The organism is Yersinia alsatica (assembly GCF_902170305.1).
In the GTDB taxonomy this organism is placed as follows: domain Bacteria; phylum Pseudomonadota; class Gammaproteobacteria; order Enterobacterales; family Enterobacteriaceae; genus Yersinia; species Yersinia alsatica.
On record NZ_CABHWW010000026.1, the window covers coordinates 202,139 to 227,500 of the forward strand.

Here is a 25,362-nt window from a genome sequence, read left to right on the forward strand (position 1 = left end):
GAAGGGATTTATCCGGATTATCATAATACTTGGCAATCTTATGTATTCGCTTGCTGGCATAACCGCTACAGAGGATGAAGATCAATGGCAAAGCGATAGGATTGATTTAATGCAATAATTCTAAACTATATACGTATCTATTCTTGCGTATGTTGCATAAGTGTAAACTAATAGTCATTAATTTTGCTAATCATTTGTCTGGTGCCCATCTAACCTTGTTTTGCTGCCCACGCTAAGTTTCTCTCTATGCTGAAACGATTAATTATGATAATAATCAATTAATTAAATTACACATTAGAAGTCATTTCCTTTGGTTTCAATCTAATTCTTATCATTTCAATTATTAATGATTGTAAATAAAATGGGAAATTTTATTGTACAGTTGTGAAATATCTACTTATATCTAAGTAATGACTCGCCAACTTATTGTTCGAGTTCACATTAAAAAAAATGTATAAAAACTAAATGTACCTATTGTGCTGATTTCTTTGTTGTTGTTAATCACACCAGAAACAAGCTTAGACCCTCTTTATTGAGGTGTTTATTTACCCTCCAGCGTCCGACTTATCAGGGGCTCCCCCAGATATATTCTTACGTGGAGATATCATCTTGCTTGATTTTTGAGGTTATCAATGGCGAATTCAGCGGCTGGTTCAATTGATATTATTTCACGGCAAAATGGGGCATTGATCTCAGAGGTTGCAAGTAACCAGCAGGTTGTCGCGCTTAACGGATTGAGCATTGTGCGTATTCATGGCACGCCGGAAAGTGTTGCCAGCTATGAGCGCCAGGGTAATGACCTGATTTTGCACATGAAAGACGGCACTACCGTGCGCTACCAGCACTTCTTCACCACCGATGGTGTCGGCAATTACAGCGAATTGGTGTTTGATGATGGTATTAATCCACCGATACATGCCACTTTCCCTGCTGCTGTAGGGGCCGCCGCAGTTGCTGGTGATGCCATCTTAGTACCGCAATTTACCGCAATAGACAGTGTGGCTGGTTTGGCTGTTGGTGCCAGCGCCAGCTCTGCCGGGTTATTGGCGGGGGCGCTGGGCTTTCTGGCGATAGCGGGAGGCATCGGCATTGCCGCATCACACCACAGTAATAGCAATTCCAATAACAGCAACTCCGGCGGTAATAACGGCGGTAATGTTGATCCACCGACCAGCAACCCAGACCCCGCAGTGACCTTGAAAGTTAATCCATTGACTGGCGATAACCTGCTCAATAGCAGTGAGGTCAATGTTAGCCAAACATTGAGTGGCACCACCACCGGTGTTGCGGCTGGGCAATCGGTCAATGTCAGCATTAACGGCACGACCTACACCACGAAAGTTGCAGCGGATGGCTCGTGGAGCATTTTACTTCCGGCCTCGGTATTGCAAGGTTTACACGATGGTAGTTATACCGTCGTGGTCACCGTTTCAAATGGTAGCGGCCAGACTGCGGAGCAAACTGTGACTCTGGTCGTTGATACCACAGCCCCCACCCTGACAATTTCTCCGGTCGCCGGGGATGGCATTATCAATGCGGCAGAAGCCAAAGCAACAGTGGCGATTAGCGGGACGTCATCGGCCATTGGTGCCACCGTCACTGTGGTCTTCCATGGAAAAACCTACACCGGCACGGTGCAAAGTGATGGTCGCTGGAGTGTGAATGTCCCTGCCAGCGATCTGGTTGGGCTGGCTGATGGTTCACAAGCGATATCTGCTACGGTAAGTGACAGTGCCGGTAACAGTGCCAGTGCTAGCGGGAGTGTCACCATTGATGCCGATCCTGCCAACCTCCCTAATTTGGCGCTAAATGACTTTGCCGTAGACAATAACCTTAACGGGGCAGAGCAAAAAGTCAGTCAGACATTGAGCGGCACAACCAGCCATGTTGAGGCTGGCCGCTTAGTCCTCATCACATTGAATAATAAAACTTATACCGCCACTGTCGGGGCTGATGGCAAATGGAGCACTCAGATTCCGGCGGCAGACTTGGCAATGATTGCCAATGGCAGCACCACTATTCATGCACAGGTCACGGATATCGCCGGTAACCCGGCCAGTAAAGACAGCATTATCACCGTCGATAGCACCCAGGGCGGTTTGGGTATCAACACCGTCGCGGGCGATAACCTGATAAATGCCATCGAAGCACAAACTAACCTTAGCGTAACTGGCACGTCGGCGGGCTTGGCTCTAGGCACACAGGTTACCGTCACTTTAAATGGCAAAACTTATACCGGCTTAGTTGATGCAGATGGCAACTGGAGTGTACTTATCCCTAAAGGGGATTTAGCCTTACTGGCTGATGGTTCAATAACATTAACTGTTCAGGCCACTGGTGTACCAGACAGTAGCCTTGCACTCGGTATTTACACCCACAGCTTGCCAGCCGTTAACATTAATCAACCTTTTGGTGATGGGAAGCTCAATGGCGCTGAAGTCAATGTAAGCCAAACCGTCACCGGGTCAACAGGGGTGACGGGAGCGGGTCAGACCGTCTCGGTGAGCTTTAACGGTGTGACGTATCAGGCGACAGTCGACATTAATGGCAGTTGGTCATTAGTTTTACCCCCCGCGGCCTTACAGGCATTGGGCCAAGGGAGTCTACCGCTGGTGGTGACGGTCAGCGACGCCGCAGGTAACAGTGATAGCCAGTCGCTGGTGGTTAACGTCGATACTCAAGCACCGACGCTAGTGGTAAATCCGGTGGCCGGTGACGGTATAATTAACGCCATTGAAGCCGCAGCAGTGATAACACTCAGTGGGCGCAGTTCCGAGCTAGGCGGTACAGTCACCATCACTTATGAAGGGAAAACCTATACCGCAACCGTCTCGTCGAATGGCTCTTGGGCGGTTAATATTCCTGCCAATGATCTCTCTGCTATTGCAGATGGTAGCCACCCATTAACCGCCACCATAACCGATGCCGCAGGCAATACGACCAGCGTCACCTCGAATGTGACGTTAGATGCTAACCCGGCTAATTTGCCGACCCTGACCATTAACACCTTTGCCGGTAACGATATTCTGGATGGAGCAGAGCAGCGAGTCGACCAGATAATCAGTGGGCTGGCCACGAAAGTGGAAGCCGGTCGAGTCGTGACCATCATACTGAATGGCAAAACCTATACGGCGGTTGTCGCGGCAGATGGCAGTTGGAGCACGAAAGTTAGTGCGGCTGATTTAGCTTTATTGGCAAACGGCAGCACCAACATTACGGCAACAGTCACCGATGTGAGCGGTAACCCCGCCGCTGGTACCCACAATATAACTATTGATAATTATTCGTCGGGGCTGGGTATCAATCTGGTTACCGGCGATAACTTCATCAATGCTGCTGAAGCGGCGGCAGGAGTGACGGTCAGCGGTACCTCGTCCAATGTTAATAGCGGCCAAACTGTCACCCTGACACTGAATGGCAAAACCTATACCGCAACAGTGGGCGCGGGGGGCAACTGGAGCACTCAGATCCCGGCAGGGGATCTGGCGCAGTTAGCGGATGGCAGTGTGACGTTATCTGCTGCTACCACCGATGCTGCTGGCAACCCGGTCAACAGCACCACTAGCTTGGGAATTTATACCCATGCATTACCTACCGCCAGCCTGATTCCTCCTTTTGGCGATGGCATACTCAATAGTGCGGAAGCCGCGCTGGGTCAAACATTGCGCGGCAGCACCGGCATTGCGGGCAGTGGTCAGCAGGTGAGTGTGACACTCGCCGGTGTGACCTACTCAGCCACGGTTGCCGCCGACGGCAGTTGGACATTGTTGCTACCCACCAATGTGTTGCAAGGCTTGGGGCAAGGTAATCAGCCGCTGGTGATTACCGCCAGTGATGCAGCCGGTAATAGCAATATCCTAAACAGCCAATTTAAGGTTGATACCCAAGCGCCCGGTTTATCCGTTGCGCCAATTGCGACGGATAATATTATCAATGGCGCAGAGGCGGCGGCGAGTATTACGGTGAATGGCAGTTGTACAGAGATTGGTGCCATTGTGAAGGTCACTATTGGCGGGCAACTCTACACCGGTGTGGTGCAGCCTAATGGCAGTTGGAGCATCACTATCCCTGCCGGGGCATTGTCATCCCTCAGTGATGGGAGTTATCTGGTTAGTACCCAGGTGCTGGATGCTGCCGGTAACAGCACCACAGTGACCCAAAATGTCACCTTGGATGCCGACCCTCTCAATTTGCCGACTCTCACCATTAACACCTTCGCCGGTAACAATATTCTTGATGGCGCTGAGCAGTTGGTCAGTCAGACCATCAGCGGCAGCACGACTGCAATAGAGGCTGGGCGGGTGATTACCATCACTCTTAATGGCCGAACTTATACCGCGACGGTGGATTCTTCGGGCAATTGGAGTGCGAAAATCCCGGTAGTTGATCTGGCGTTGCTGGCTAATGGTATGACCAGCATCACGGCGACTGTCAGCGATGTGAATGGCAATGCGGCCAGTGGTAGCCAGGGTATTATCGTCAACAATGCTCAGAGCGGGATTGGTATCAGCCCGTTGACCGGTGACAATCTGATCAACGCACAAGAGGCGGCAGCAGGTGTCACTGTTAATGGCACCTCCAGTAATCTCAATCCTAATCAGACGATTATCCTGACGCTGAATGGCAAAACTTACTCCGCTATCACCGGGGTCGGTGGCAATTGGAGCTTGAATATACCCGCCGGTGATTTAGCCCTGTTATTGGATGGTAAAGTAACATTGACCGCTACCGCAACTGACAGCACGGGCAATATTGTCTCCACCAGCAGCGAGCTTGGGATCTATATCCATACGCTGCCAGCACCCATCACTAATCTGCCCTTTGGTGATGGCACGCTAACGAAAGTCGAGGCGGGCATCAGCCAGAGCTTAAACGGCTCCACCGGTATCTTGGGGGCCGGACAGAGCGTGATGGTGACTATCGGGGGCAAAACCTATGCGGCACTGGTCGGCAATGACGGCCAGTGGTCACTAACATTACCCAGCAGTGTATTGCAGGGGCTGGCGCAAGGCGGGCAGTCAATTTCAGTCTTGGTGACGGATGCCGCCGGTAACAGCAATAGCCAGATTACCCCGATAACGGTAGATACTCTGGCCCCTGAGTTATCGGTGGGGCCAATTGCTGGTGATGGAGTGATAAATGCCAGTGAAGCGGCAGCCAGTATCTCGGTATTTGGTACTTCCAATGACGTTGGGGCCACCATCAATGTGGTGATTAACGGTCAAACTTACAGCACCACGGTAGGTATTTCCGGGAGTTGGAGTGTGAGTATCCCCGCCAACACCCTGAATCTATTGGCGGACGGAAGCTACCCGATTACCATTTCGGCCACCGACAGTGTGGGGAATACCACCACCCAAGTGAGCAATATTACACTGGTGACTCACGCGGTTCCGGCCCCCTCACTGAATATTCCCTTTGTTGATGGTTACCTTAATGCAGCAGAAGTGACCACCAGCCAGACACTGACCGGCTCCACCGGTGTCAGTGGTGCAGGGCAGACGGTGGTAGTGACGGTGGGTGGTGTTGCCCATCAGCTGGTTGCCGACAATAACGGCAACTGGCAACTCACTCTACCGCCATCTGAATTACAAAATCTGCCCAACGGCAATCTGACCATTTCGGTTACGGCCACGGACAGTGCAGGCAACAGCAGCACCTTCACCGGTGGTGCCATTGTGGATAAAGTTGCGCCAGCATTGGTGGTAGACCCTATCAGTGGCGACAATATTATCAATGCCACCGAAGCATTGAGTACCGTCAATATCACCGGGAGCGCGCCATTGTCAGACGCCGGGCGTATGGTTTCTGTAGTGCTAAACGGTGTGACCTACAGCAGTCTGGTTCAATCGGATGGCACCTGGAGTATTCCGCTGAGCAACACGCTGTTGCAAAGCCTGACTGATGGCAATTATCCGATTCGAGTTACCCTCAGCGACAGCGCTGGCAACCAGACAGTTGTCGATCGCACCCTGATAATTGATGCTGACTCGGCTAATCTGCCGACAGTTACCATTAACACTATCTCAGGCGATAACTTTATTAATCGCATTGAATATGCGCAGGACGCACTCATCAACGGGGTGTCGACCCATGTAGAAGCGGGGCGCACTGTCACCGTCACTCTTGGTGGCAAGAGCTACACGGGCATCGTACAAAGTGATGGTCGCTGGCAAGTGACAGTCCCGGCGGCAGATGTGAATCTATTGCCGGAAGGGCCTTCCACAGCAGTGGCGACGGTCACTGATCTGGGGGGGAACCTTACCAGTGGTAGCCATCAGGTGACGGTGATTGCCTCTCTGGCTGACCAACCCTCCTTAACGGTTGCGACAGTCACCAGTGACGACATCATCAACTATCAGGAAAGTCAGTCAGCACTGACCATCAGTGGCAACAGCTTGCATGTGCAGGCAGGGCAAACAGTGACGATTGGCTTGCACGGTAAATACTATCAGGCGGTGGTACTGGCCGACGGTAGCTGGAGTGTCTCGGTGCCTGTCGCGGATGTACAGGCGCTACCGCAGGGCACTAATGTCATTACCGCCACGGTAAATGATGTGGCACAAAACCCGGCCAACACCAGCCACAATGTCACGGTTGATACTCACCCGCCGATCCTCACTGTTGATGTCCAAACCAGTCTCGACAATGTATTGAATCTGGCTGATGCCTTGCTGGGGGTGGTTGTCAAAGGAACCTGCGCCGGTGATGCCGGGCTTACCGTGACAGTCACACTTAATGGTCGTGATTACAAAACTACGGTGCAGAGTGATGGCACCTGGAGCCTGACGATTCCATCGGCAGATTTGTTGCTCTTGGGGGATGGCACTCTGGCGGGGGGGATTAAAGTCAGCGTAACGGATATCGCCGGTAATGAAAGCCACGATATTACTGATATCACAGTGGCTATCAATGATGTGCCGACACTGACAATTGCGCCGCTCTTTGGCGATAACATATTGAGTGTTAACGAGATAAGTGCAAATGCAACCTTGACGGGCAGCTGTGACCATTTGGCTGTCGGTACCGCGGTTGTGGTGTCGATTAATGGTAAAGATTACCCCGGCAGTGTGACATCGGCTGGGGTCTGGACGGTTAATATCAGCGCCGCAGCTTTGCAAAGTCTGGCTGACGGTAAGACTCAAGTGACGGTCAGTGCTATTGATGCGGACACGGGAAACAGTGCCTCAGCCAGCGCCAACCTCGATATTTTAATTCATAACGTCCCCAATATTACTCTGCCAGCCTTGCCGTTTGGTGATGGTTACCTAAACAAGCTAGAAGCCGCCGCCAGCCAGACGCTGACCGGGAACAGCGGAGCCACCGGGAGTGGGCAAACCATCACGCTGAAAATTGATGGCGTGAGCTACCCGGCCACGGTGGCTACTGATGGAACCTGGACTTGCACTCTGCCAGCCGGGGCATTAAGTGGGTTATTGGACGGATCACATACGATTTCGGTCACAGTGACTGACCGGGTGGGTAACAGCGATACTGAGTCGGTTAACTTCAACTCTCAATTGGTGCTTAGCCCAGCCCCTACGTTTGATACCGGGCCAATTATCAATGGTATTCTCAATGCGGCTGAAGCCGCCGCTGGCGGAATTTTAACCGGAACCACCGGGATTGTGGGCGATAAGCTACAACAGGTCACCGTCTATATTAATGGCACCGGTTACGCGGCAACTGTCACCGAAGACGGTAAATGGACCTTGACCTTGACGCCAACCGTGTTGCAAGCCCTGCCGGAGGGAACTTGGGTTGTCACGGTTACCGCGCAAGATGCGGCGGGCAATACCGGCTCCCTGAGCGGAAACGTGGAGGTCATGACCCATAATTTACCGCAGCCAACACTGACATTGCCATTTGGCGATGGAGTACTAAACCATTTGGAGGCGTTGACTGGGCAGACATTGACCGGCACCACTGGGGTGACGGGCAGCGGGCAAACAGTGGCTATCTCTATTGATGGCCGGTTGATACAAACTGTGATTGCCGGTGCGGATGGCAGTTGGTCACTGCCACTGCTGACGGGGCTATTAACCGGGTTAAGTGGCGGCTCACATACCATTGGCGTGACGGTCACCGATCGCGGCGGCAATGTGGTGGATATTCTGCCAAACCAACCCATCATCTTTATTTCGCAACAGTTGCTGCCGCAGCCAACCATCAATACACCGTCCTTTGGTGCCAGTGTTGATATTGCTGAGGCTGGAGCGGCAATCACTATCACCGGTAAAACCGGGATAATCGGTAATAACCAGAATGTGCAGTTGAAGATTGATGTCGGCGGAATAAGCTACTCTGGTGTGGTCGATCCCATCACCGGCGACTGGACGGTCACTCTCCCGTCAGGGGCACTTAATGGTTTGGTTAATGGTTCACACCAAATTAATGTCATTGTCACTGACTCCGCAGGGAACAGTAATACCGGCTTGCTCGGTTTTGATAGCTTCCTAACGCCATCTCTGCCGACCATTAACACACCGCCGTTTGGCGCAGTACTGAATCTGAATGAGGCCGGGACTGACCAGATATTGACTGGCACCACCGGATTGCTGAACACCGCGCAAACCGTGAAAGTCACCCTCAATGGCAAGCAATACAACGCCGATGTTAATACCGCGACGGGAGTATGGACGGTCACGTTGCCGACGGCAGATTTAAAACTTATTCCTGATGGCAACCCTACTATCAAGGTGGATGTGCTGGATGGCGGCGGTAATAGCGGCAGCAGCTCGCTTAGCATCGGTGTACAAACTCATACTTTGCCAACGGTCACCATTGATACTCCACTCTTTGGCGCTGAACTAGACTTCCTCGAGAGTAAAGTGCCACAGATTATCAGCGGCACCACCACCAATATGGCCGTCGGCAGTCTGGTCAATATTACTTTTGGTGGCCTTAATCTGACCGCGACTGTGGGGCTCAATGGGGTGTGGTCAACCACGGTGAGCAGTGCTCAGTTGGGGAGTTTGGCACCCGGAAATGTGACGATCAATGCATCAGTCACCGACAGTGTCGGCAATGAGGGCCATACCCTCGCTCCAATTAACGTCGATGTGAATATCATTGCTCCTCCGGTGGTGCTCACGATAGATCCAATCACCACTAACAATATTATCAATAAGCTAAATGACCCGCAGGACATCATTATTAGCGGTAACGTTACCGGCGCTACCACTGGCGACACCGTCATACTTAAAATCAATGGCAGCATAATTGGCGTACCGCTCACCATCGGGGTTGATGGGAGTTGGTCAGTGACCCTGCCCAAAGGTGACTTCCCGGATGGCAATTATCAAATAACCGTGTCGTTGGTTGGGGGCACTGCCTCCGAACAGGTCGGACTGCTGGTTGACCGAGTTCCTCCGACCTTGACCCTGGAGCCATTTGCTCTCAACAACATAGTAGATGCGCTGGAATCCAAAGAGCCGCAACTGGTCAGCGGTATTGCCTCAGCGAATGACATTGGCCGCACGGTGACGGTAACGCTAAACAGTAAAAATTATTCGGCTCTGATAGGGGCGGATGGCGCGTGGAGTGTCGCTATTCCGGTGGCCGATTTGCAGGCGTTGCCACAGGGCAATAATACCTTGACGGCGACCTTGACCGACTTGGCGGGAAATAGTGGCAATGCCACGCCAATCACTGTTTTGGTTGATACGGTACCGACACTCATCACCTTGGATGTCAGTGCGCCAATCCTTAACAGCAATCTCCTGGGCTCAATATTGTCCGGGACGGCGCTGGGATCAGAAGGGAAAACCTTAACGCTGACCTTGGGCAGTACCTTACTGACGACAGTGGTAGGAAATGACGGTAAATGGAGTATCAATGTTTTTCCGGCGAATTTATCCGGTATTGCGGATGGCCCACTGGTTGTCGGATTAAGTGTGACAGATACTGCCGGTAACCCAAGCAGCAGCAATGTGACAGTCAATGTCGCGCTCAATAAAGGGTTGGCTCTGGCGGTCGACTCTCTGTTCAACGGCGGCTATCTCAATGCCATTGGCTCGACAGTGGATCAAATTTTGTCCGGTACGGCACAAAATGCCGGTCTGGGTGCCAAGGTAAAACTGACTATCAATGGTGTCGAACTGACGGCCGATGTGGGGGCTAATGGCAAATGGTCGCTGACGCTACCAACGGCACAGCTGAGTCAATTAGCGGATGGCCCGCTGTCACTGGATCTCACGATAGTTGATGCCAATAATAATGTGGTGCACGTCAGCCCCGCACCGGTGTTGAATGTGCTGACACACAATCTGCCGACGTTTGGCGCATTAGACCCACTGTTTGGTGCAGATGGCATTCTTAATGCGGTGGAGGCGGCGACAACGCAAACACTGAGTGGGGTGATTAATAATGTGGCTGTAGGGGCGACGGTCACGGTGACCATCGGCACCCAAGTGTTGACCACACAAGTACTGGCCGGGGGTGTGTGGCATATTGACTTACTGCCGTCCCTGCTCGGCGGCCTGCAAGACGGTAGTTTACAGGTTAATATTTCGGTTAAAGATGTGGCGGGGAATATCGTCAATACCCAAGCCACGGCCAATGTTCTTATCCATAATCTGCCGCAGGTTAGCCTTAATCCTATCTTTGGCGATGGTATTCTTAATGCGGCTGACTTGCTGCTAACCCAAACCATCAGCGGCACGATTAAAAATCTGCCTGCCGGTGCCAAGGTCACCATTAAATTGGGGACGGCGTCGCTAGAGGCAACCGTGAATGCGGATGGCACTTTCAGTGTGCCAGTCGATGCTAGCATATTGAATGGCTTGCTCGCCGGTACCCTCAATGTCACTGCCACGGTGACCGATTCTGCCCAGAACAGCGGTAGCGCGACGAGCCCATTACTGGTGGATGTGACGCTACCTGTCATCACGCTAAGTCCTATCTTTGATGATAGCAAACTTAGCTTGGCGGATACCGCGATTGCCCAAACCATTGGTGGGGTCGTCAGCGGAGTGACGGCTGGAACTCAGGTCAGTGTCACAGTCGGCGGGAAAACGTTCTTTGCGACCACCGCCGCCAATGGCAGTTTTACGGTGACGCTGCAACCGACTGACTTGACCGCGTTATCGAATGGCAATTTGACGGTCAACGTCTCGGTTACCGACCTAGCCGGTAACACCGGAGCAGCATCCGGCAATGCCAATGTCATTATCAATAATGTGCCTAAGCTGGTACTGAACCCGATTTTTGGTGACGGGCTGCTGAGCATTTTGGATAGCCAAAAGGCGCAAACTATCGGCGGGACGGTCGTCAATGGCATTGCCGGTACGCAGATACTGGTTCAGGTGGGTACTAACCAACTGACGGCAATTGTGGCGGGCGATGGCTCGTGGAGCCTGCAGGTTCCGACCAATATATTGAGTGGGTTGTTGGATGGTAGCCAAACAATCAGTGCATCCTTGGTTGATAGTGTCGGTAATACCAGTAGCGCCAGCGGGTTAGTCAATGTGCTGATTCATGCCCAACCGACACTGTCAGTCAATCCTATTTTTGGCGATGGCATCCTGAGTGTGGCGGATTTGCTGGTGGCGCAGACCATCAGCGGCACTACCACCAATGTGGCATTGGGCACCCAAATTAATATTACGCTAAATGGTAAACCCTACGTTGCCACGGTTGGCGCGGGGGGGAACTGGAGTGTACTGGTTCAACCTATTGATTTAAAAACATTGGTGACCGATGGTAACCTGACAGTGACTGCCGAGCTGCAAGATGCTGTGGGTAATCTGGCCAACGGTTCTGGCATTCTGAATGTGATAGCCAATGGTTTGCCGACCCTGACACTGGACCCTATCTTTGGTGATGGTCTACTCAATGCTGCTGATGCACTCTTGACCCAAACCATCAGTGGGCACAGTACTTTTGCCGCCGGATCCAATCTGAGTGTGACTGTCGGTAATCTGACGCTAAATACCACCGTAAAAGCTGACGGCACTTGGAGCATTGCGGTATCGCCATTGATGTTGGCTGGTCTGCTGGATGGGAGTTTTACCGCCAGTGCCAGCTTGACTAACGCCGCCGGGCACAGTACCAGCGCCACCGCGCCCGTTACGGTTGGGATCAGCTTACCAACACTGACACTGAATCCTTTCTTTGCCACCGATCACTATCTCAATGGCGCTGAATCAACCGCGGCACAAGTGATTTCCGGTACCAGCACCCACGCCGCCGGCTCGCAGATTAAGGTGACCATCGGTAGTACGGTTCTCACTGGAACCATTGCCAGTGATGGTAGCTGGAGTGTGCCGATTACGCCGTCACTTCTGACCGGTCTGGCGGACGGTTCCGCCAAAATTGCTGTCTCGGTCACTGATGCCGTCGGCAATCAGGTCGCGGTAGACACTGATTTCACAGTAAAAACCCATGCCTTACCGCTCTTGGGGGTCGACGTGCTTGGCAATGTCGGCAATCTGTTGCAACTGCCGGCTAACGGACTGACTGTTTCTGGCTCCAGCTTAAATGTGTTGCCCAATACTAAGGTCACCGTGGTTCTGCTGGGGCAATCCCTTGAGGGCACGGTCGACAGCACGGGCCACTGGAGTGTCAAATTCTATGGGAGTTTCCTTAGTGCATTGAATGTTGTCAGCATATTGACCACCACGGTGGCGGTATCGGTCACCGATGAAGCCGGTAACCACAAAGCGATCGCGGTCGGTTTGCTCTCGGGCTCGGGGATTCAGTTACTCTCTGCTGACCAGGATATTCAGGCCGCCAGTATGATGGTCACCCCTGACAGTGATTTATCGCATTCTGCCAGCGCAACCAATCAAACAGAGACAAGCCAAAACGTGGCGACCACTAGCGAGCACTCGGCCGACTCGGTTGCGGCTCAATCAGCCACTGCTCAGGTGGAGTCCACAGCTGCTGAATCGCTGACTGCGCCTATCGACAGCACGTTGACCACCACGGTGACCGAAGGCGGCTATACCATCGGCGGCGTCACGCTCAATCTGGCGGATGGTGTGGTGATGTCCGGTGAAGCACTGGCCGGCAGCAGCGGCGCAGATGTTTTCACAGTCAATTCCCTGAATTTCAACCATATCGACGGCGGTTTGGGGATGGATACCTTGCTGCTGGGCGGGACTCATCAGGTCCTGGATCTGACCAGTTTGGGGCTGAAGGTGGAGCATATCGAAATCATTGATTTAGGTAATAGCGGCACCAACAGTATCCAGCTTGATTTGCATGATGCGCTGACGCTAACCGATAAACCGCAAGATGACTTGTTGATTAAAGGAGCAGAGGGCGGGCAAGTCACACTCAGCAATACGCCAGACGGAGTGTGGAGCAGTGTCGGGCAACGCAATGTTGATGGGCAAGCATTTGACGTCTACCACAACTCATCACTGGATAGCAGCAACACATTGGGAGATGTGTTGATTCAGCACGGTTTGCAAGTGCATTTAGTGTGAAACCACCGGCTCGGTTAAGAGCAAAAAACACTTAGAAAATGATCGGCACGGGAGTATGTCGGCGATGAATAGAAAAATAAGCGGCTTTACTGGCCGGTGCATTCCCGGCGCATTATGGGGTATTACGGCGTTAATCACACTGGGAGGGCCGCCGCTGTGGGCGGCACAACCCCCACCGGTGGCGGCTTTTAACTGGCAGGCCGCACCGAGCGAAGAGCAATTGGCGGAGCTCAGCTTGCGTGAAGCTATCTTGCGGGCTTTTGCCCGTAATCCGCAAATTGCCCAAGCGGCGGCGCAGATCAAAGTGGGGCAAGGTGATTTGGATATCGCCGAAAGTGGCTGGTATCCGCAAATTTCCCTACAAGGCACGACCGGGAAATCGCATCAAACCGACTCTGCTGGCAGCTTAAATAGCAATGCTTCTGCCGGGGTTCAACTGAGCCAACTATTGTATGACTTCGGTAAAACCGGCGGCAGTATTGATGAGCAACAAGCGCTGTCAGATGCTTATCGCTATGAACTGTTTAACACCATGACCGCGGTGGGGCTGAGTACGGTTCAGGCTTATTTGCAGGTCAAGCGCTATCAGGCATTAAGTGTGGTCGCGCGCAGTAATATTGCCTCGCTGGAAAGTGTTAAAGAGACTGCCCAACTCAGGGCTGATGCTGGCTTGAGCTCGCAATCTGATGTTTTACAAGCCGAAACCCGCATCGCCGGTATGGTTGCCACGTTGGAACAGTATCGCGCGCAGCAGCGTTCAGCGCAGGCGCAACTGACGGTCTTGACCGGTGTTGTGTCCGACAATCTGCCGGATCTCCCCAAAGATCTGCTCAAGCAAAAAATCACGCTCAACGCTATTCCTTACGATACCAGCAGCGCAGTGCGCAGTGCCGAGGCTAAGCAGCAGGCCGCCATGCAGCGGGTGCGGCAGAGTCAGGCGCAACACTGGCCAACCTTAAAGATTCAGGCGGGCCGGACACGCTATGAAAATGACTCCCGCTCTTATTGGGATGATCAGGTGCAACTGGCAGTTGAAGCCCCGGTTTATCAGGGCGGCGCGGTGAGTGCCAAAGTTCGTGCGGCAGAAGGTGCGCGCGCGGCGGCACAGGCGGAAGTTGAAAAAGCCAAGCTGGATGTGAATCAAAAAGCCGCAACGGCATACGCCGACATGATTGGTGCCATACAGCGCCAGCAAGCAGGGGAGCAGCAACTGGAAAGTGCCCGCCATACCCGCAGTGTCTATCAGGATGAATATAAGTTAAGCAAACGCAGCCTGAATGACTTACTGAGTGTTGAGCAGGATGTATCACAGGCAGATTCAATGCGATTGATGGCGCTCTATGACGGCTGGGATGCCACCGCGCGCTATGCCTCGGCGGTCGATAATTTGGTCGATATGCTCGGTATCGACCGGGTTGCTCAAAGTGGCGAAAGGTTACCGACACTCTGATAGCGGTATTTTCACCTGCCACTGACGGGGTGGGGTATCGGGTTTCATTGACGCAAATGTGCGCGCAACAGGGGTAACATGACAACGCAATCTACGCCAACAGAAGTCTGGATAACCGCAATGGCGAGGGTTGCCAGCCGTTATGGCAAACCCGCTGATGTTAATTTTCTGACCCAGCAAATGCGCTGGTTTGAGCAATTAAATGGCTTGCGTCAACTGGAGCGACTCAGTGGCCTGCTGGGTTTGCAGGTCAACGTGATGCCATTGAAGAAAGTCCGCTGGCGCAATGAACTGCTGCCGGTGTTACTGGAATTGGAACCCGGCAGTGTGGCGGTATTAGAACACCTGAGTGATGACGAGCAGGTGAGTTATTGGCTCAGTGATGGCGGTGATGTGATTCGTGAGGCGAGCCTACCCGAGTTGCTGGCGCGCAGTCAGGGGCGGGTGGTTATGGTGGGCACCGCCATGCGCGGCCGTGATCAACGGATTGATGAGTTTGTCAGACCCTATCGCAAGCACTGGTTCTGGCAAAACTTCCGGGGTGCCGGGCGTAAAATTGCTGAGATCTCTCTCGCCTCGGTGCTGGGTAATGTGCTGGCACTGGGGGGGATTCTGTTCTCCATGCAAGTCTACGACCGGGTAATTCCAGCACAGTCTTACGCTACATTGTGGGTGCTGTTCTTCGGTGTGTTGCTGGCCGCGGTTATGGAGTATGTCATTCGGCTGACCCGGACTCAGATCTCTGATTTGATGGGTAAAAAAATCGACCTCAATGTTTCGTCGATGCTGTTTGTCCGCGCGATGGCGATTAAAAATGAAGCTCGCCCCAAGTCGACTGGCTCCTTTATTTCTCAACTGCGTGAAATTGATCAAGTTCGTGAATTACTCACATCCACGACGGTAGGGGCAGCGGCCGATATGCCGTTCGTGCTGCTGTTTCTGGTCATCATGGCTTTTATGGGTGGCCCTCTGGTTATTATCCCGCTATTGGCTATTCCGCTAATTGTTATCCCCGGCTTATTGATTCAGTTCCCCATGGCGAAACTGGCGAAGGAAGGAATGCGTGAAGGGGCACTGCGCAATGCCATTTTGGTTGAAACCATTGAAGGTATTGAAGATATCAAAGCATTGCAGGCCGAACCTTATTTTCAGCGCCAATGGGAGCAAACCCACGAGGTGAGCGCGGCGGTGGGGATGAAACAGCGCTTATGGGGCGCGCGCCTTACCGGTTGGGCCTCGACAGTTTCACAATTGACCTATGCGGGCATGCTGGTTTTTGGCACCTATCTGGTGTTGGCCGGGGAGATAACCACCGGGACACTGGTCGCCAGCAGTTTGCTCTCCTCAAGAACTATCGCGCCGTTAATGCAACTGACCATGGTTTTCTCGCGTTGGCAACATGCGAAAAGCGCCATGACCGGCTTGAATGAATTACTCAAAAAACCCCTAGATCGCCCAGATGAGAGTGAATTGGCTCACTGCCCGATACTGAACGGCCACTATCAGCTGCACAACCTGCAATACACCTATGATGAAGAGAAAGGGCAAAGCGTCATTGCGATTGCATCTCTGGAAATCAAACCCGGTGAGAAGGTGGCAATTCTGGGCAAAGTAGGGGCCGGTAAATCTACTTTACTGAAGCTGTTAGCCGGTCAGGCCAGTGCCACGCAAGGCAAAGTGGTGATTGACGGAGTTGATATCAAGCGGATAGAACCGGCAGATTTACGCCGTCAACTGGGCTTTCTGTCGCAGGACTCTCGCCTGTTCTTTGGCTCACTGCGGCAAAACCTGATGCTGGGCCACCCCCATGCCAGCGAGCAGGAGATGATTCAGGCGCTGCGGATCAGTGGCGCAATCGCCATGGTGCAGCAGGATGCGGCTTGCCTTGATCGGATTATTAATGAAGGGGGGCAAGGGTTATCCGGCGGGCAGCGGCAGATGGTATTGCTGAGCCGGATGATTTTACGTAATCCACAGGTTGTACTGATGGATGAACCGACGGCGTCAATGGATGAACAACTGGAAGATTATGTCATTCGTCAAATGGATAGCTGGTTGGATGGCCGCATGTTGGTGCTAGTGACCCATAGACCTGCATTATTAAAATTGGTAGACCGCATCATTGTGATGGATAACGGCCGAGTGGTGGCTGATGGCCCGCGCGACCATATTCTCAATGCGATGAGCAATAAATCTCAACAAGGTGCTGCCTAACAGGAGTTGGTCATGAGCAATCTCAGCCTGCAACAAGAAAGGGTACAGCAGGAGCGGCGCATGTCGGCCATTGTGTGGCTCATGCTGGTGGGGATGATAGTGATGTTTATCTGGGCTTATTTCGCCACGCTGGATGAAGTCACTGTGGGTACTGGGAAAGTGACGCCCTCGAGCCGCGCGCAGCTAATAGAGAGTCTGGATGGCGGTATCATTAATGAGTTGCTGGTGCATGAAGGGGCTATCATCAATAAAGGGCAAATTCTGGCCCGCCTTGATCCCACCCGTTTTCAATCTAACTACGGCGAAGCCGCCGCCAGAGTGCGTACTTTGCGCGCCTCTTCAGAACGCTTGCGCGCTGAGCTCACCGGTGCGGCATTGGCTTTCAGTGTCGATACCTTAAAAGAGCCGGAACTGGTGGCGCGCGAGACTCAGTTCTATCTCTCTCGCCGGCAAAATCTCAATGAAACTGTCAGCAATTTGCAGCAATCACTGAAACTGGTCCAGCAGGAGCTGCGCATGACCGAACCGCTGGTGGCTAAAGGTGCCGCCAGCCAGGTCGAGGTGATCCGGCTACAGCGGCAAGTCAGTGATCTGCGAGGCAAAATTGATGAAGCTCGCAACCAGTATGCGGTTAGAGCCAGAGAGGAGCAGCTTAAAAATAATGCCGATTTAGATGCACAGTTGCAGGTGGTCTCCGGCAAGCAGGATCAACTCACGCGAACCACACTCATTTCACCGGTTCGTGGGATCGTAAAGGATATTCAGGTTTCCACCGTCGGGGGGGTGCTGCAACCCGGCGGTAAGTTGATGGAAATCGTCCCTATCGAAGAGCAATTATTGATTGAAACGCGTATTAACCCGCGTGACATTGCTTACATCCGCCCCGGCTTACCGGCGACGGTAAAGATAACCGCTTATGATTCATCCATCTACGGCAATCTGAATGGCGAGGTAGAGACGGTGTCGCCGGATACCTTGCAAGATGAAGTTAAACGAGACCAATTTTACTACCGTATTTATGTGCGCACTAATCGGGCTGATTTGACGAATAAAGCCGGGAAGTCATTTCCAATATTACCGGGAATGGTGGCGAGTGTAGAAATTAAAACCGGGCAGAAAACGGTATTAGACTACCTAATAAAGCCGTTGAATAAAGTGAATGAAGCATTGCGGGAGCGCTAATAATGCTGCTTAATTATTTGTCTCTATTGGCGTTTTACAGTTGACGCTGAATGCCCTTTATTTGCTGATAAATTTTAAACTATGCCAATAAATAGTTGGATGCTAGTTAACCAATCAGGCTAATTATTAGCCCGTGATGTTTAAGCTATTCGTGCTCAAATATTATGATGAAACTATATGTTTTGCCTATTATTTCATTTTGGAAATATGCCCATCATTATAAATATACTTCACTATATATATTGCAGACAATAAAAAAGCCGGTCAAAAGACCGGCCGTAACACTAACGAATTATCTGGCCGCGGAGGCCACAATGAAAGTAATAGTAAAATAATGATGATAGCGGATTTATTATAGTTGCTGTTTCTAAGATATTACTTGTCAATTTGTGCGGTATGAATTTTCTTGTAACTTATTGTATTTATTTAAAAAATAATCATTCTTGATTATAGGTGCTATATTTCTTGGTATTTTCTATTTTTGTGAAAGTTCGCCACCATTTACATTTTGAAATGATTTTTGGACATATGAAACATTATCCGAGACTTGGTAGCATTTTCTGTATAGATAAATCCTAATCTTATTACCACAATAGAATAACCCCATTGGGATTATATGCTCGCAAGAGCAGTGGCATAGTTAGATCTAATAATTAGAGGATAATAACGATGAAACTTCGAGTTCTTTCCCTGCTTGTTCCAGCCTTATTAGTCGCAGGTAGTGCAGGCGCGGCTGAAATTTACAACAAAGACGGCAACAAGCTGGATCTGTACGGCAAAGTCGATGGTTTGCATTATTTTTCTGATGATAAGAGCAAAGATGGCGACCAGTCTTACATGCGTTTTGGCCTGAAAGGCGAAACTCAGATTAGCGACCAACTGACCGGTTACGGCCAGTGGGAATATCAGGCAAATTTAAACAAAGCTGAAGATCAAGACCAAGGTAACTTTACCCGTATTGGTTTCGCTGGTTTGAAATTTGCTGATTACGGCTCTTTCGATTATGGCCGTAACTATGGTGTGCTTTACGACGTAAACTCATGGACTGACGTACTGCCAGAGTTCGGTGGCGATACTTACGGTGCGGATAACTTCCTGTCACAACGTGGTAACGGCATTGCGACTTACCGCAACACCAACTTCTTTGGCTTGGTTGATGGCTTGAACTTTGCTCTGCAATATCAAGGCAAGAACGGCAGCGGCACTGAAACCAACAATGGCCGTGATGTACAAGGTCAGAATGGTGACGGTTACGGTATGTCCGTATCTTACGACCTTGGTTGGGGCGTGAGTGCGTCTGCTGCGATGGCAAGCTCTCTGCGTACTACTGATCAAAATAAACTGGCATATGGTCATGGTGATCGTGCTGATGCCTATGCCGGTGGTCTGAAATATGACGCCAACAACGTTTATCTGGCCGCAACTTATACTCAGACTTACAACCAGACCCGTTTCGGTAACTTTAGCAATGACGATGCTGACGCGGTTTACGGCTTTGCTAACAAAGCACAGAACATTGAGTTAGTGGCTCAGTATCAGTTTGATTTCGGCCTGCGCCCATCCGTAGCTTACCTGCAATCTAAAGGTAAAGACCTTGGCAACGGCTATGGTGACCAAGATCTGCTGAAATATGTTGATGTCGGCGCTACTTACTTCTTCAACAAAAACATGTCCACCTATGTTGATTACAAAATCAACCTGTTGGATGAAAACCAATTCACCAAAAATGCCGGTATCAACACTGATGATATCGTAGCGGTTGGTTTGGTTTACCAGTTCTAATCCTGATAACAGGGTAGGTTCTGATAAAACGCGGTCATTTGGCCGCGTTTTTTTATACCTGTCATTGCTGTAACCGAGCAGTAACCCAATCCAGCATCGTTGCGTTTTTGACCAAGCTGGCTTTTTTTGACCAATTTCGGCATGAAGTTTAACCAAACGAACCGAATTTCAATTTTTTCTGAACCAAACACTAGACATATCATCACGCTATAGATGATAATGCCGCTCATTGGAAGGATGGCCGAGTGGTTTAAGGCAACGGTCTTGAAAACCGTCGACTGTAACAGGTCCTAGAGTTCGAATCTCTATCCTTCCGCCAAATTACGCCGGCATAGCTCAGTTGGTAGAGCAACTGACTTGTAATCAGTAGGTCCCGAGTTCGACTCTTGGTGCCGGCACCAATTAAAAGCCCGCTATCTGAATAAGATAGCGGGCTTTTTGCTATGAGCTTTACATCGCGGCTCAGCGAGGCGGGGTGGCTCATATCTATCGAAATGGCGGCAGCTACCGTCGCTGCCGCCAATAGCATTAGCTGTTCTTGGCTAGTTGGGCCACCAGCTGATTAACGCCATCACTCATATTGGTGAATTTAGTCAACTGCGTGCGGGTCACTACCACGAAGACGCCGATATTCTTTTCCGGGATCATGGCCATGTAGGTGATGAACCCGCCGCCGCCACCGGTTTTTTGCATAATTCCCGGTAGTTCATCATTGGGTGCCATATAAACCCATCCCAAACCCAGTGCATCTGCCTGACCGGCAACATCCATCCCTTTTAATGAAACTAAGTCGCGGCGTTGGAAATACAGGGTTTGTTCACGTTTGGCTGAATTCTTACGCGCGCTGTTATCTGAAGATAAGAATTGCTGCATCCAGCGCTGCATATCCTCCGGTGTTGAGTAAATCCCACCGCTGCCAGCGGCGGCTGTGGTGTTCTCACAACGGCTGCTGCCAACACCAACCATCAAACGGCTACATTGCTCTGCCGTCGGGGTGAGGGTGGTATTGCGCATTCCTAGCGGAGCGGTGATTTTATCGCGCAATAAGCTGGTATAAGGTTTGCCGGAGGCCCGTGAAAGTGCATCCGCCAGCAAATCGTAGGCCAAATTGGAATAAGCCGCTTTTACACCGGGGGGAACAGCGACAGTTGCCTGTTTAAGCCACTGCCAGCGGTTATCTTTAGTCGGCCAGGTAAACACTGGCCTTTTCTGCGGGCCACCCGGTTGTTCACGCGGCAGGCCGCTGGTATGGCTGGCCAAATTCAGCAGGGTAATTGGCTGCTTACTATTATAAGCCGGAACTTTGGCCCCACTTGGCGCATATTTTCGCAGTGGGTCGGTCAATTTTACCGTGCCATCTTCAGCCAGCTTAACCATCACTTCGCTGGTCATCAGCTTGGTGATAGAAGCAATGCGAATCAATGAGTCTGGCCGCGGGCGCAGATTATTACCGGGCTTGGTTTCACCAAAACTGCGGTTGACCACTTGATTATTATCGATAACCACCAGTGCCATTCCCATGGCCCCACTGTTATAGAAGATATGTTCAGCATATTGATCAACAACTTGTGATGTCAAAAGCTCAGTATTGGCATAGCTGTGCATAGGGATTGTAAATAATGCAGCGGCTAGCAATGGGGCGGAGAAATGTTTCAGCAATCTTTTGTCCATGTTCAAAAAATAAATAAGTGGTCGTGGACTTATAGTAATCGGATATTTGTATAAAACATGCTGAAATTTTCAGATAGACGAATAATTTACATTAGCGGGCAGAACTTATCGGGCCAGTGGCCTCATTGCGAGTCAACCCACAAAGAGAGCCACTCTGTTTTTTCTGCTTTATATCCTGTTATTACATTAGACGTGGCTTAGATAGGGGATATCTGACGAACCTCGTGCTGAAAAACGTAAGGGTCTGAGAGTAATTCGAACTGTTCGTCATCGGGATAGGTGACTGCCACCTGATAATTCTCGCCAGCGAATGCTTTAACGGCATTAATATCTTGCCAGTAAGTGGCTAAAAAGAAATGCTCCCACATCCCCTGAGTTTCATGGCGTACAAATGCACCTCTATTCCCTGCAATTCCTGTGGCATCTTGCACACCGGTGAGCTCCAAATGCTGCCTGAATCCTTCCGCATATTTTACTGGGACACAACCATGCCAAGTTCTTACAATCATTTTAGCCAATATCCTGTTGGAGAAAAGGGGAGCTAAACACCATAGCATGATAGAAAGGGAAAGCGGGAGAGGGGAAATAGTAGAATGGTAATGATATTCAGCATGATAAAAAACCGCACCGGGTTAGGGCCGGTGCGGTTTGCGCTGACTATCAGACATCTATTAGCTTTCAGTGACCGGTTTAGGCACCACGTTAGATGACTCTTTCATACCGAGTGGGTTATTGCCCCAACACTGTTCGTATTTCCAGCCGGTGAGTTCTTCCGCGACGGCTCGAGCATGGGCTGGGATATCAGCCATGGCGCCGCCACCTTTAATCCGCTCAATTTCTTCCAGCAGGATTTTGTGGTTTTTACGGTCCAGTTTCATCTGCGTGGTGTAGTAGATAGCCACTAATGCCAGAGCAATAACGCCGATAGCGAAGACCCCGACAATGGCTTGCACAGCCATTTCCGGCTGACTCGATTGCCCAGAGACAAAACCAAAGCGACTTAACGTCCACCCCATGGCGAAGACGATAATCGAGCGCACCATTTTACCGGCAAAAGTCATGGCCCCGGCATAGATCCCTTCACGGCGACGGCCGGTTAATACTTCGTCCACATCAGCCAGGAAGGTATAAACCGTCCATGGGATGTAGTAGATGCCGCCGGTACTCAAACCGAAAACAGCAGTGATGCAGAACAACACAATCACTGTGGTGGTCTGAGACCAGCCAGTAAAATAGAGTGCGGCATACGCAATCACACTGACAATCACGACTTGCAGCGCGATACGGAACGGGCGAGCAAAGCCCATTTTGACGCAGATACCAATAAAGATCGCGGTAGAAATCAGCTGCATGATTGAGCTAAAACTATTGAGCTGAGAGACCAGCGCGGCATCCTGACCTAAACCAAAAATAATAAAGTAAGTAAATGCGGAAGCGAACAACCATTCAGCACCAAAACCAAACAAATACATCCCCAAGTGTTTGCGGAAAATGCGCAGATGGAAAGTTGATGCCATATCCACACAGAGTTTTTTCAGGGCTTGGCCTAAGCTGCTCGTGGTTTCTCTAACCACTTCGCTGGCTGGACGTTCCCAAGATGAGCTGTAAAGCCAGATCATGGCGCAGCACATAATCAGACCATAGGCGATCCCGGTATAGAGGAATGGCGTCGCTGAATCTTTACCATAAATGGCAATAAACTGGCCGGGAATGAAAGCAGCTAAAAAGTTAGCGACTTTACCAAAGATAGCTTTAGAGCCCGTCAGTTTTGAGCGCTTGGCAAAATCGGTGGTCATCTCGGTTGCCAGTGTTTCATAAGGCACCATGATCGAGGTGTAAATCAGTTCAAACAGTGCGTAGGTCAGTAGGTAATACCAGAAGCCAAAGCCACTCATCCACAGCATTGGATAGACCAATACCAGTGGGATCCCCACTAAAATGAAGAAGCGACGGCGGCCAAAGATGCGGCCCAGTCGAGTGTTGTAAAAGTTATCTGTGATATAACCCATTACCGGGTTACTAATGGCATCGATAATACTAGCGATTGAAAAGATAGTGGCAGCTTCTACGACAGAGAGTCCGCAAAAGGTGGTGTAGAAATACATCAGCCAGGCACCGCTAATTGCCAGTGCGCCGCTCCCCAGTAAGTTAGCGCTCCCATACGCCAAGGTATGTCTTGTTGTAATAGCTTTACTCATTTTTACCGCCACCTCAAATTAAAACAATGTTTCATTAATAATGGATAAGCGTTTTCTTTATAAAGGTATGGCGTTCATAAAAATGAGTGGTCGATCACGAAAAAGGGTTTTTCGATCTGAAATGGCGCGAATTACAGTAAAAATTGATGTGAATCAAGTTAATGGATGGAGGGAATATTCGGCAAAAAAACAAAATATCCATAAGAATACTAATGAGTGATAATGCTCTTTTACGGCAATCATCACCGTGACAAATGTGGCAAGATTTTAATCAATGGCATGAAAAATCGGCATCTGTATTAAGTCTGTTGCGTACATAGTGAAAATATCAATATTTGATATATGGGAATGGTTCCGTAGCATATGAATGTATTCTGGCTGCACCAGTGGCTAGCAGTGAAGGATGTAAAATGGCGAAGAAAAACCCCTATTATGATGCCAGTAAGCCACACCACACCGAATTTGGATTTCAGAATCTGGAACCTGTTATCCACCACCCGCAGGATCTAAAACGTTGGCGCGAAGAGCGCAAACGCCAGTCGTTACCCAAACCTCCGCAGCAGGGTTATGCCCAGTTTGTCACTGACTGGTGGCAAGCGGCGGATTTCGGTGGTCAACAAGATGCCTTGTGGTGGTTGGGTCATGCCTCATTATTATTGCGCGTCGGGGGGAAAACTGTCCTGTTCGACCCGGTACTCTCTTGCCGTGCTTCGCCCCTCAATTTTTATGGGCCAGCACGCCGAACCCCGGCTCCCGCCAGTGTAAAAGAGTTGCCACCTATTGATGTGGTGGTGATTTCTCACAATCACTATGACCATCTGGATGTGACGACCATTACCCAATTAATCCGGCGCTTCCCCGAGGTGGTTTTTTTGGCGCCACTAGGGCTAAAAAGTTGGTTCGTACAACATGGTGCGCAGCATGTTCATGAGTTGGATTGGTGGGACAAGCATCTGGCTGCTGAATTTGAGTTTCATTGTGTCCCAGCGCGCCATTGGAGTATGCGCACGCCGTGGGATCGTAACCAAAGTCTATGGTCGGGCTGGGTGGTTAAACGCGACAATGTTAACTTCTATTTCACCGGTGATACCGGCTATTGTCAGCAACTGTTGACCATTGGCGAAAGATTGGGGCCATTCAACTACGCGGCCTTGCCTATTGGCGCTTATGCTCCGCGCTGGTTTATGAATGCACAACATATGGATCCGCAGCAGTCGGTACAATTATTTAAGCAATTACAGCAACCTATGACAGTGCCTATGCATTGGGGGGTATTTGAATTGGCCGATGAGTCACTGGATGAGCCGCCGCAACAATTAGCGCTGGCGTTAGCTGAAGCCGGTGTTTCACAAGAGAATTTTGCGCCGATTAAGATTGGCGCACGGATAGTGCTGGAGTAGGGCGTTCCAGCGGGTTTAATGACCACCCGCTG

General features: G+C 50.8%; 9 protein-coding genes and 2 tRNA genes. 8 read left to right on the plus strand and 3 right to left on the minus strand.

Annotated features, from left to right (window positions below; all coding sequences use genetic code 11):
• The first annotated feature begins 632 nt into the window (after positions 1 to 632).
• The 7 genes from FTA96_RS15065 (at position 633) to FTA96_RS15095 (ending at position 20,462) form a co-directional block, all read left to right on the plus strand.
• Complete coding sequence (locus FTA96_RS15065; protein WP_145574210.1) at positions 633 to 13,433, plus strand: Ig-like domain-containing protein; 12,801 nt, start codon at positions 633 to 635, stop codon at positions 13,431 to 13,433.
• Between the two features lie 64 nt (positions 13,434 to 13,497).
• Entirely contained in the window at positions 13,498 to 14,883 is a 1,386-nt protein-coding gene (locus tag FTA96_RS15070; RefSeq protein ID WP_050132965.1) for a TolC family outer membrane protein, read from the plus strand.
• Between the two features lie 78 nt (positions 14,884 to 14,961).
• The gene (locus FTA96_RS15075) at positions 14,962 to 17,097 is read left to right on the plus strand and encodes a type I secretion system permease/ATPase (RefSeq protein WP_072077465.1); all 2,136 of its coding nucleotides are present in this window, start codon (positions 14,962 to 14,964) and stop codon (positions 17,095 to 17,097) included.
• Between the two features lie 12 nt (positions 17,098 to 17,109).
• Entirely contained in the window at positions 17,110 to 18,279 is a 1,170-nt protein-coding gene (locus tag FTA96_RS15080; RefSeq protein ID WP_050106143.1) for an HlyD family efflux transporter periplasmic adaptor subunit, read from the plus strand.
• A gap of 669 nt (positions 18,280 to 18,948) precedes the next feature.
• Complete coding sequence (ompC, locus tag FTA96_RS15085) at positions 18,949 to 20,061, plus strand: porin OmpC (protein ID WP_145574212.1); 1,113 nt, start codon at positions 18,949 to 18,951, stop codon at positions 20,059 to 20,061.
• Between the two features lie 231 nt (positions 20,062 to 20,292).
• A tRNA-Ser gene (locus tag FTA96_RS15090) sits at positions 20,293 to 20,380 on the plus strand.
• Positions 20,381 to 20,386: 6 nt separating this feature from the next.
• Positions 20,387 to 20,462: transfer RNA gene (locus FTA96_RS15095), tRNA-Thr, on the plus strand.
• 127 nt (positions 20,463 to 20,589) lie between these two features.
• On the opposite strand, the gene ampH is transcribed toward FTA96_RS15095, so the two are convergent.
• The 3 genes from ampH to FTA96_RS15110 all read right to left on the minus strand — a co-directional run bounded on the left by ampH (position 20,590) and on the right by FTA96_RS15110 (position 23,930).
• On the minus strand, positions 20,590 to 21,732 hold the full coding sequence (gene ampH / locus FTA96_RS15100) for a D-alanyl-D-alanine-carboxypeptidase/endopeptidase AmpH (RefSeq protein WP_050120868.1): 1,143 nt from the start codon (positions 21,730 to 21,732) through the stop codon (positions 20,590 to 20,592).
• 197 nt (positions 21,733 to 21,929) lie between these two features.
• Positions 21,930 to 22,241 carry a hypothetical protein gene (locus FTA96_RS15105; protein ID WP_145574214.1) on the minus strand — a complete coding sequence of 104 codons (312 nt, stop codon included), beginning with the start codon at positions 22,239 to 22,241 and terminating at the stop codon, positions 21,930 to 21,932.
• 162 nt (positions 22,242 to 22,403) lie between these two features.
• A complete protein-coding gene (locus FTA96_RS15110; protein WP_145574216.1) occupies positions 22,404 to 23,930 on the minus strand; it encodes an MFS transporter in 1,527 nt (508 codons plus the stop codon).
• Between the two features lie 410 nt (positions 23,931 to 24,340).
• Between FTA96_RS15110 and FTA96_RS15115 the strand changes: the two genes are divergently transcribed.
• Positions 24,341 to 25,330, plus strand: coding sequence for an MBL fold hydrolase (locus tag FTA96_RS15115; protein WP_050132972.1), 990 nt, complete (start codon positions 24,341 to 24,343; stop codon positions 25,328 to 25,330).
• Positions 25,331 to 25,362: the final 32 nt, after the last annotated feature.

What these genes read in the sequence shown, in the direction of transcription:
- ompC (WP_145574212.1), top strand. Translation starts at nt 18,949, where the DNA reads ATGAAACTTCGAGTTCTTTCCCTGCTTGTTCCAGCCTTATTAGTCGCA.
- ampH (WP_050120868.1), bottom strand. Translation starts at nt 21,732, where the DNA reads ATGGACAAAAGATTGCTGAAACATTTCTCCGCCCCATTGCTAGCCGCT.
- FTA96_RS15110 (WP_145574216.1), bottom strand. Translation starts at nt 23,930, where the DNA reads ATGAGTAAAGCTATTACAACAAGACATACCTTGGCGTATGGGAGCGCT.
- FTA96_RS15065 (WP_145574210.1), top strand. Translation starts at nt 633, where the DNA reads ATGGCGAATTCAGCGGCTGGTTCAATTGATATTATTTCACGGCAAAAT.
- FTA96_RS15070 (WP_050132965.1), top strand. Translation starts at nt 13,498, where the DNA reads ATGAATAGAAAAATAAGCGGCTTTACTGGCCGGTGCATTCCCGGCGCA.
- FTA96_RS15075 (WP_072077465.1), top strand. Translation starts at nt 14,962, where the DNA reads ATGACAACGCAATCTACGCCAACAGAAGTCTGGATAACCGCAATGGCG.
- FTA96_RS15080 (WP_050106143.1), top strand. Translation starts at nt 17,110, where the DNA reads ATGAGCAATCTCAGCCTGCAACAAGAAAGGGTACAGCAGGAGCGGCGC.
- FTA96_RS15105 (WP_145574214.1), bottom strand. Translation starts at nt 22,241, where the DNA reads ATGATTGTAAGAACTTGGCATGGTTGTGTCCCAGTAAAATATGCGGAA.
- FTA96_RS15115 (WP_050132972.1), top strand. Translation starts at nt 24,341, where the DNA reads ATGGCGAAGAAAAACCCCTATTATGATGCCAGTAAGCCACACCACACC.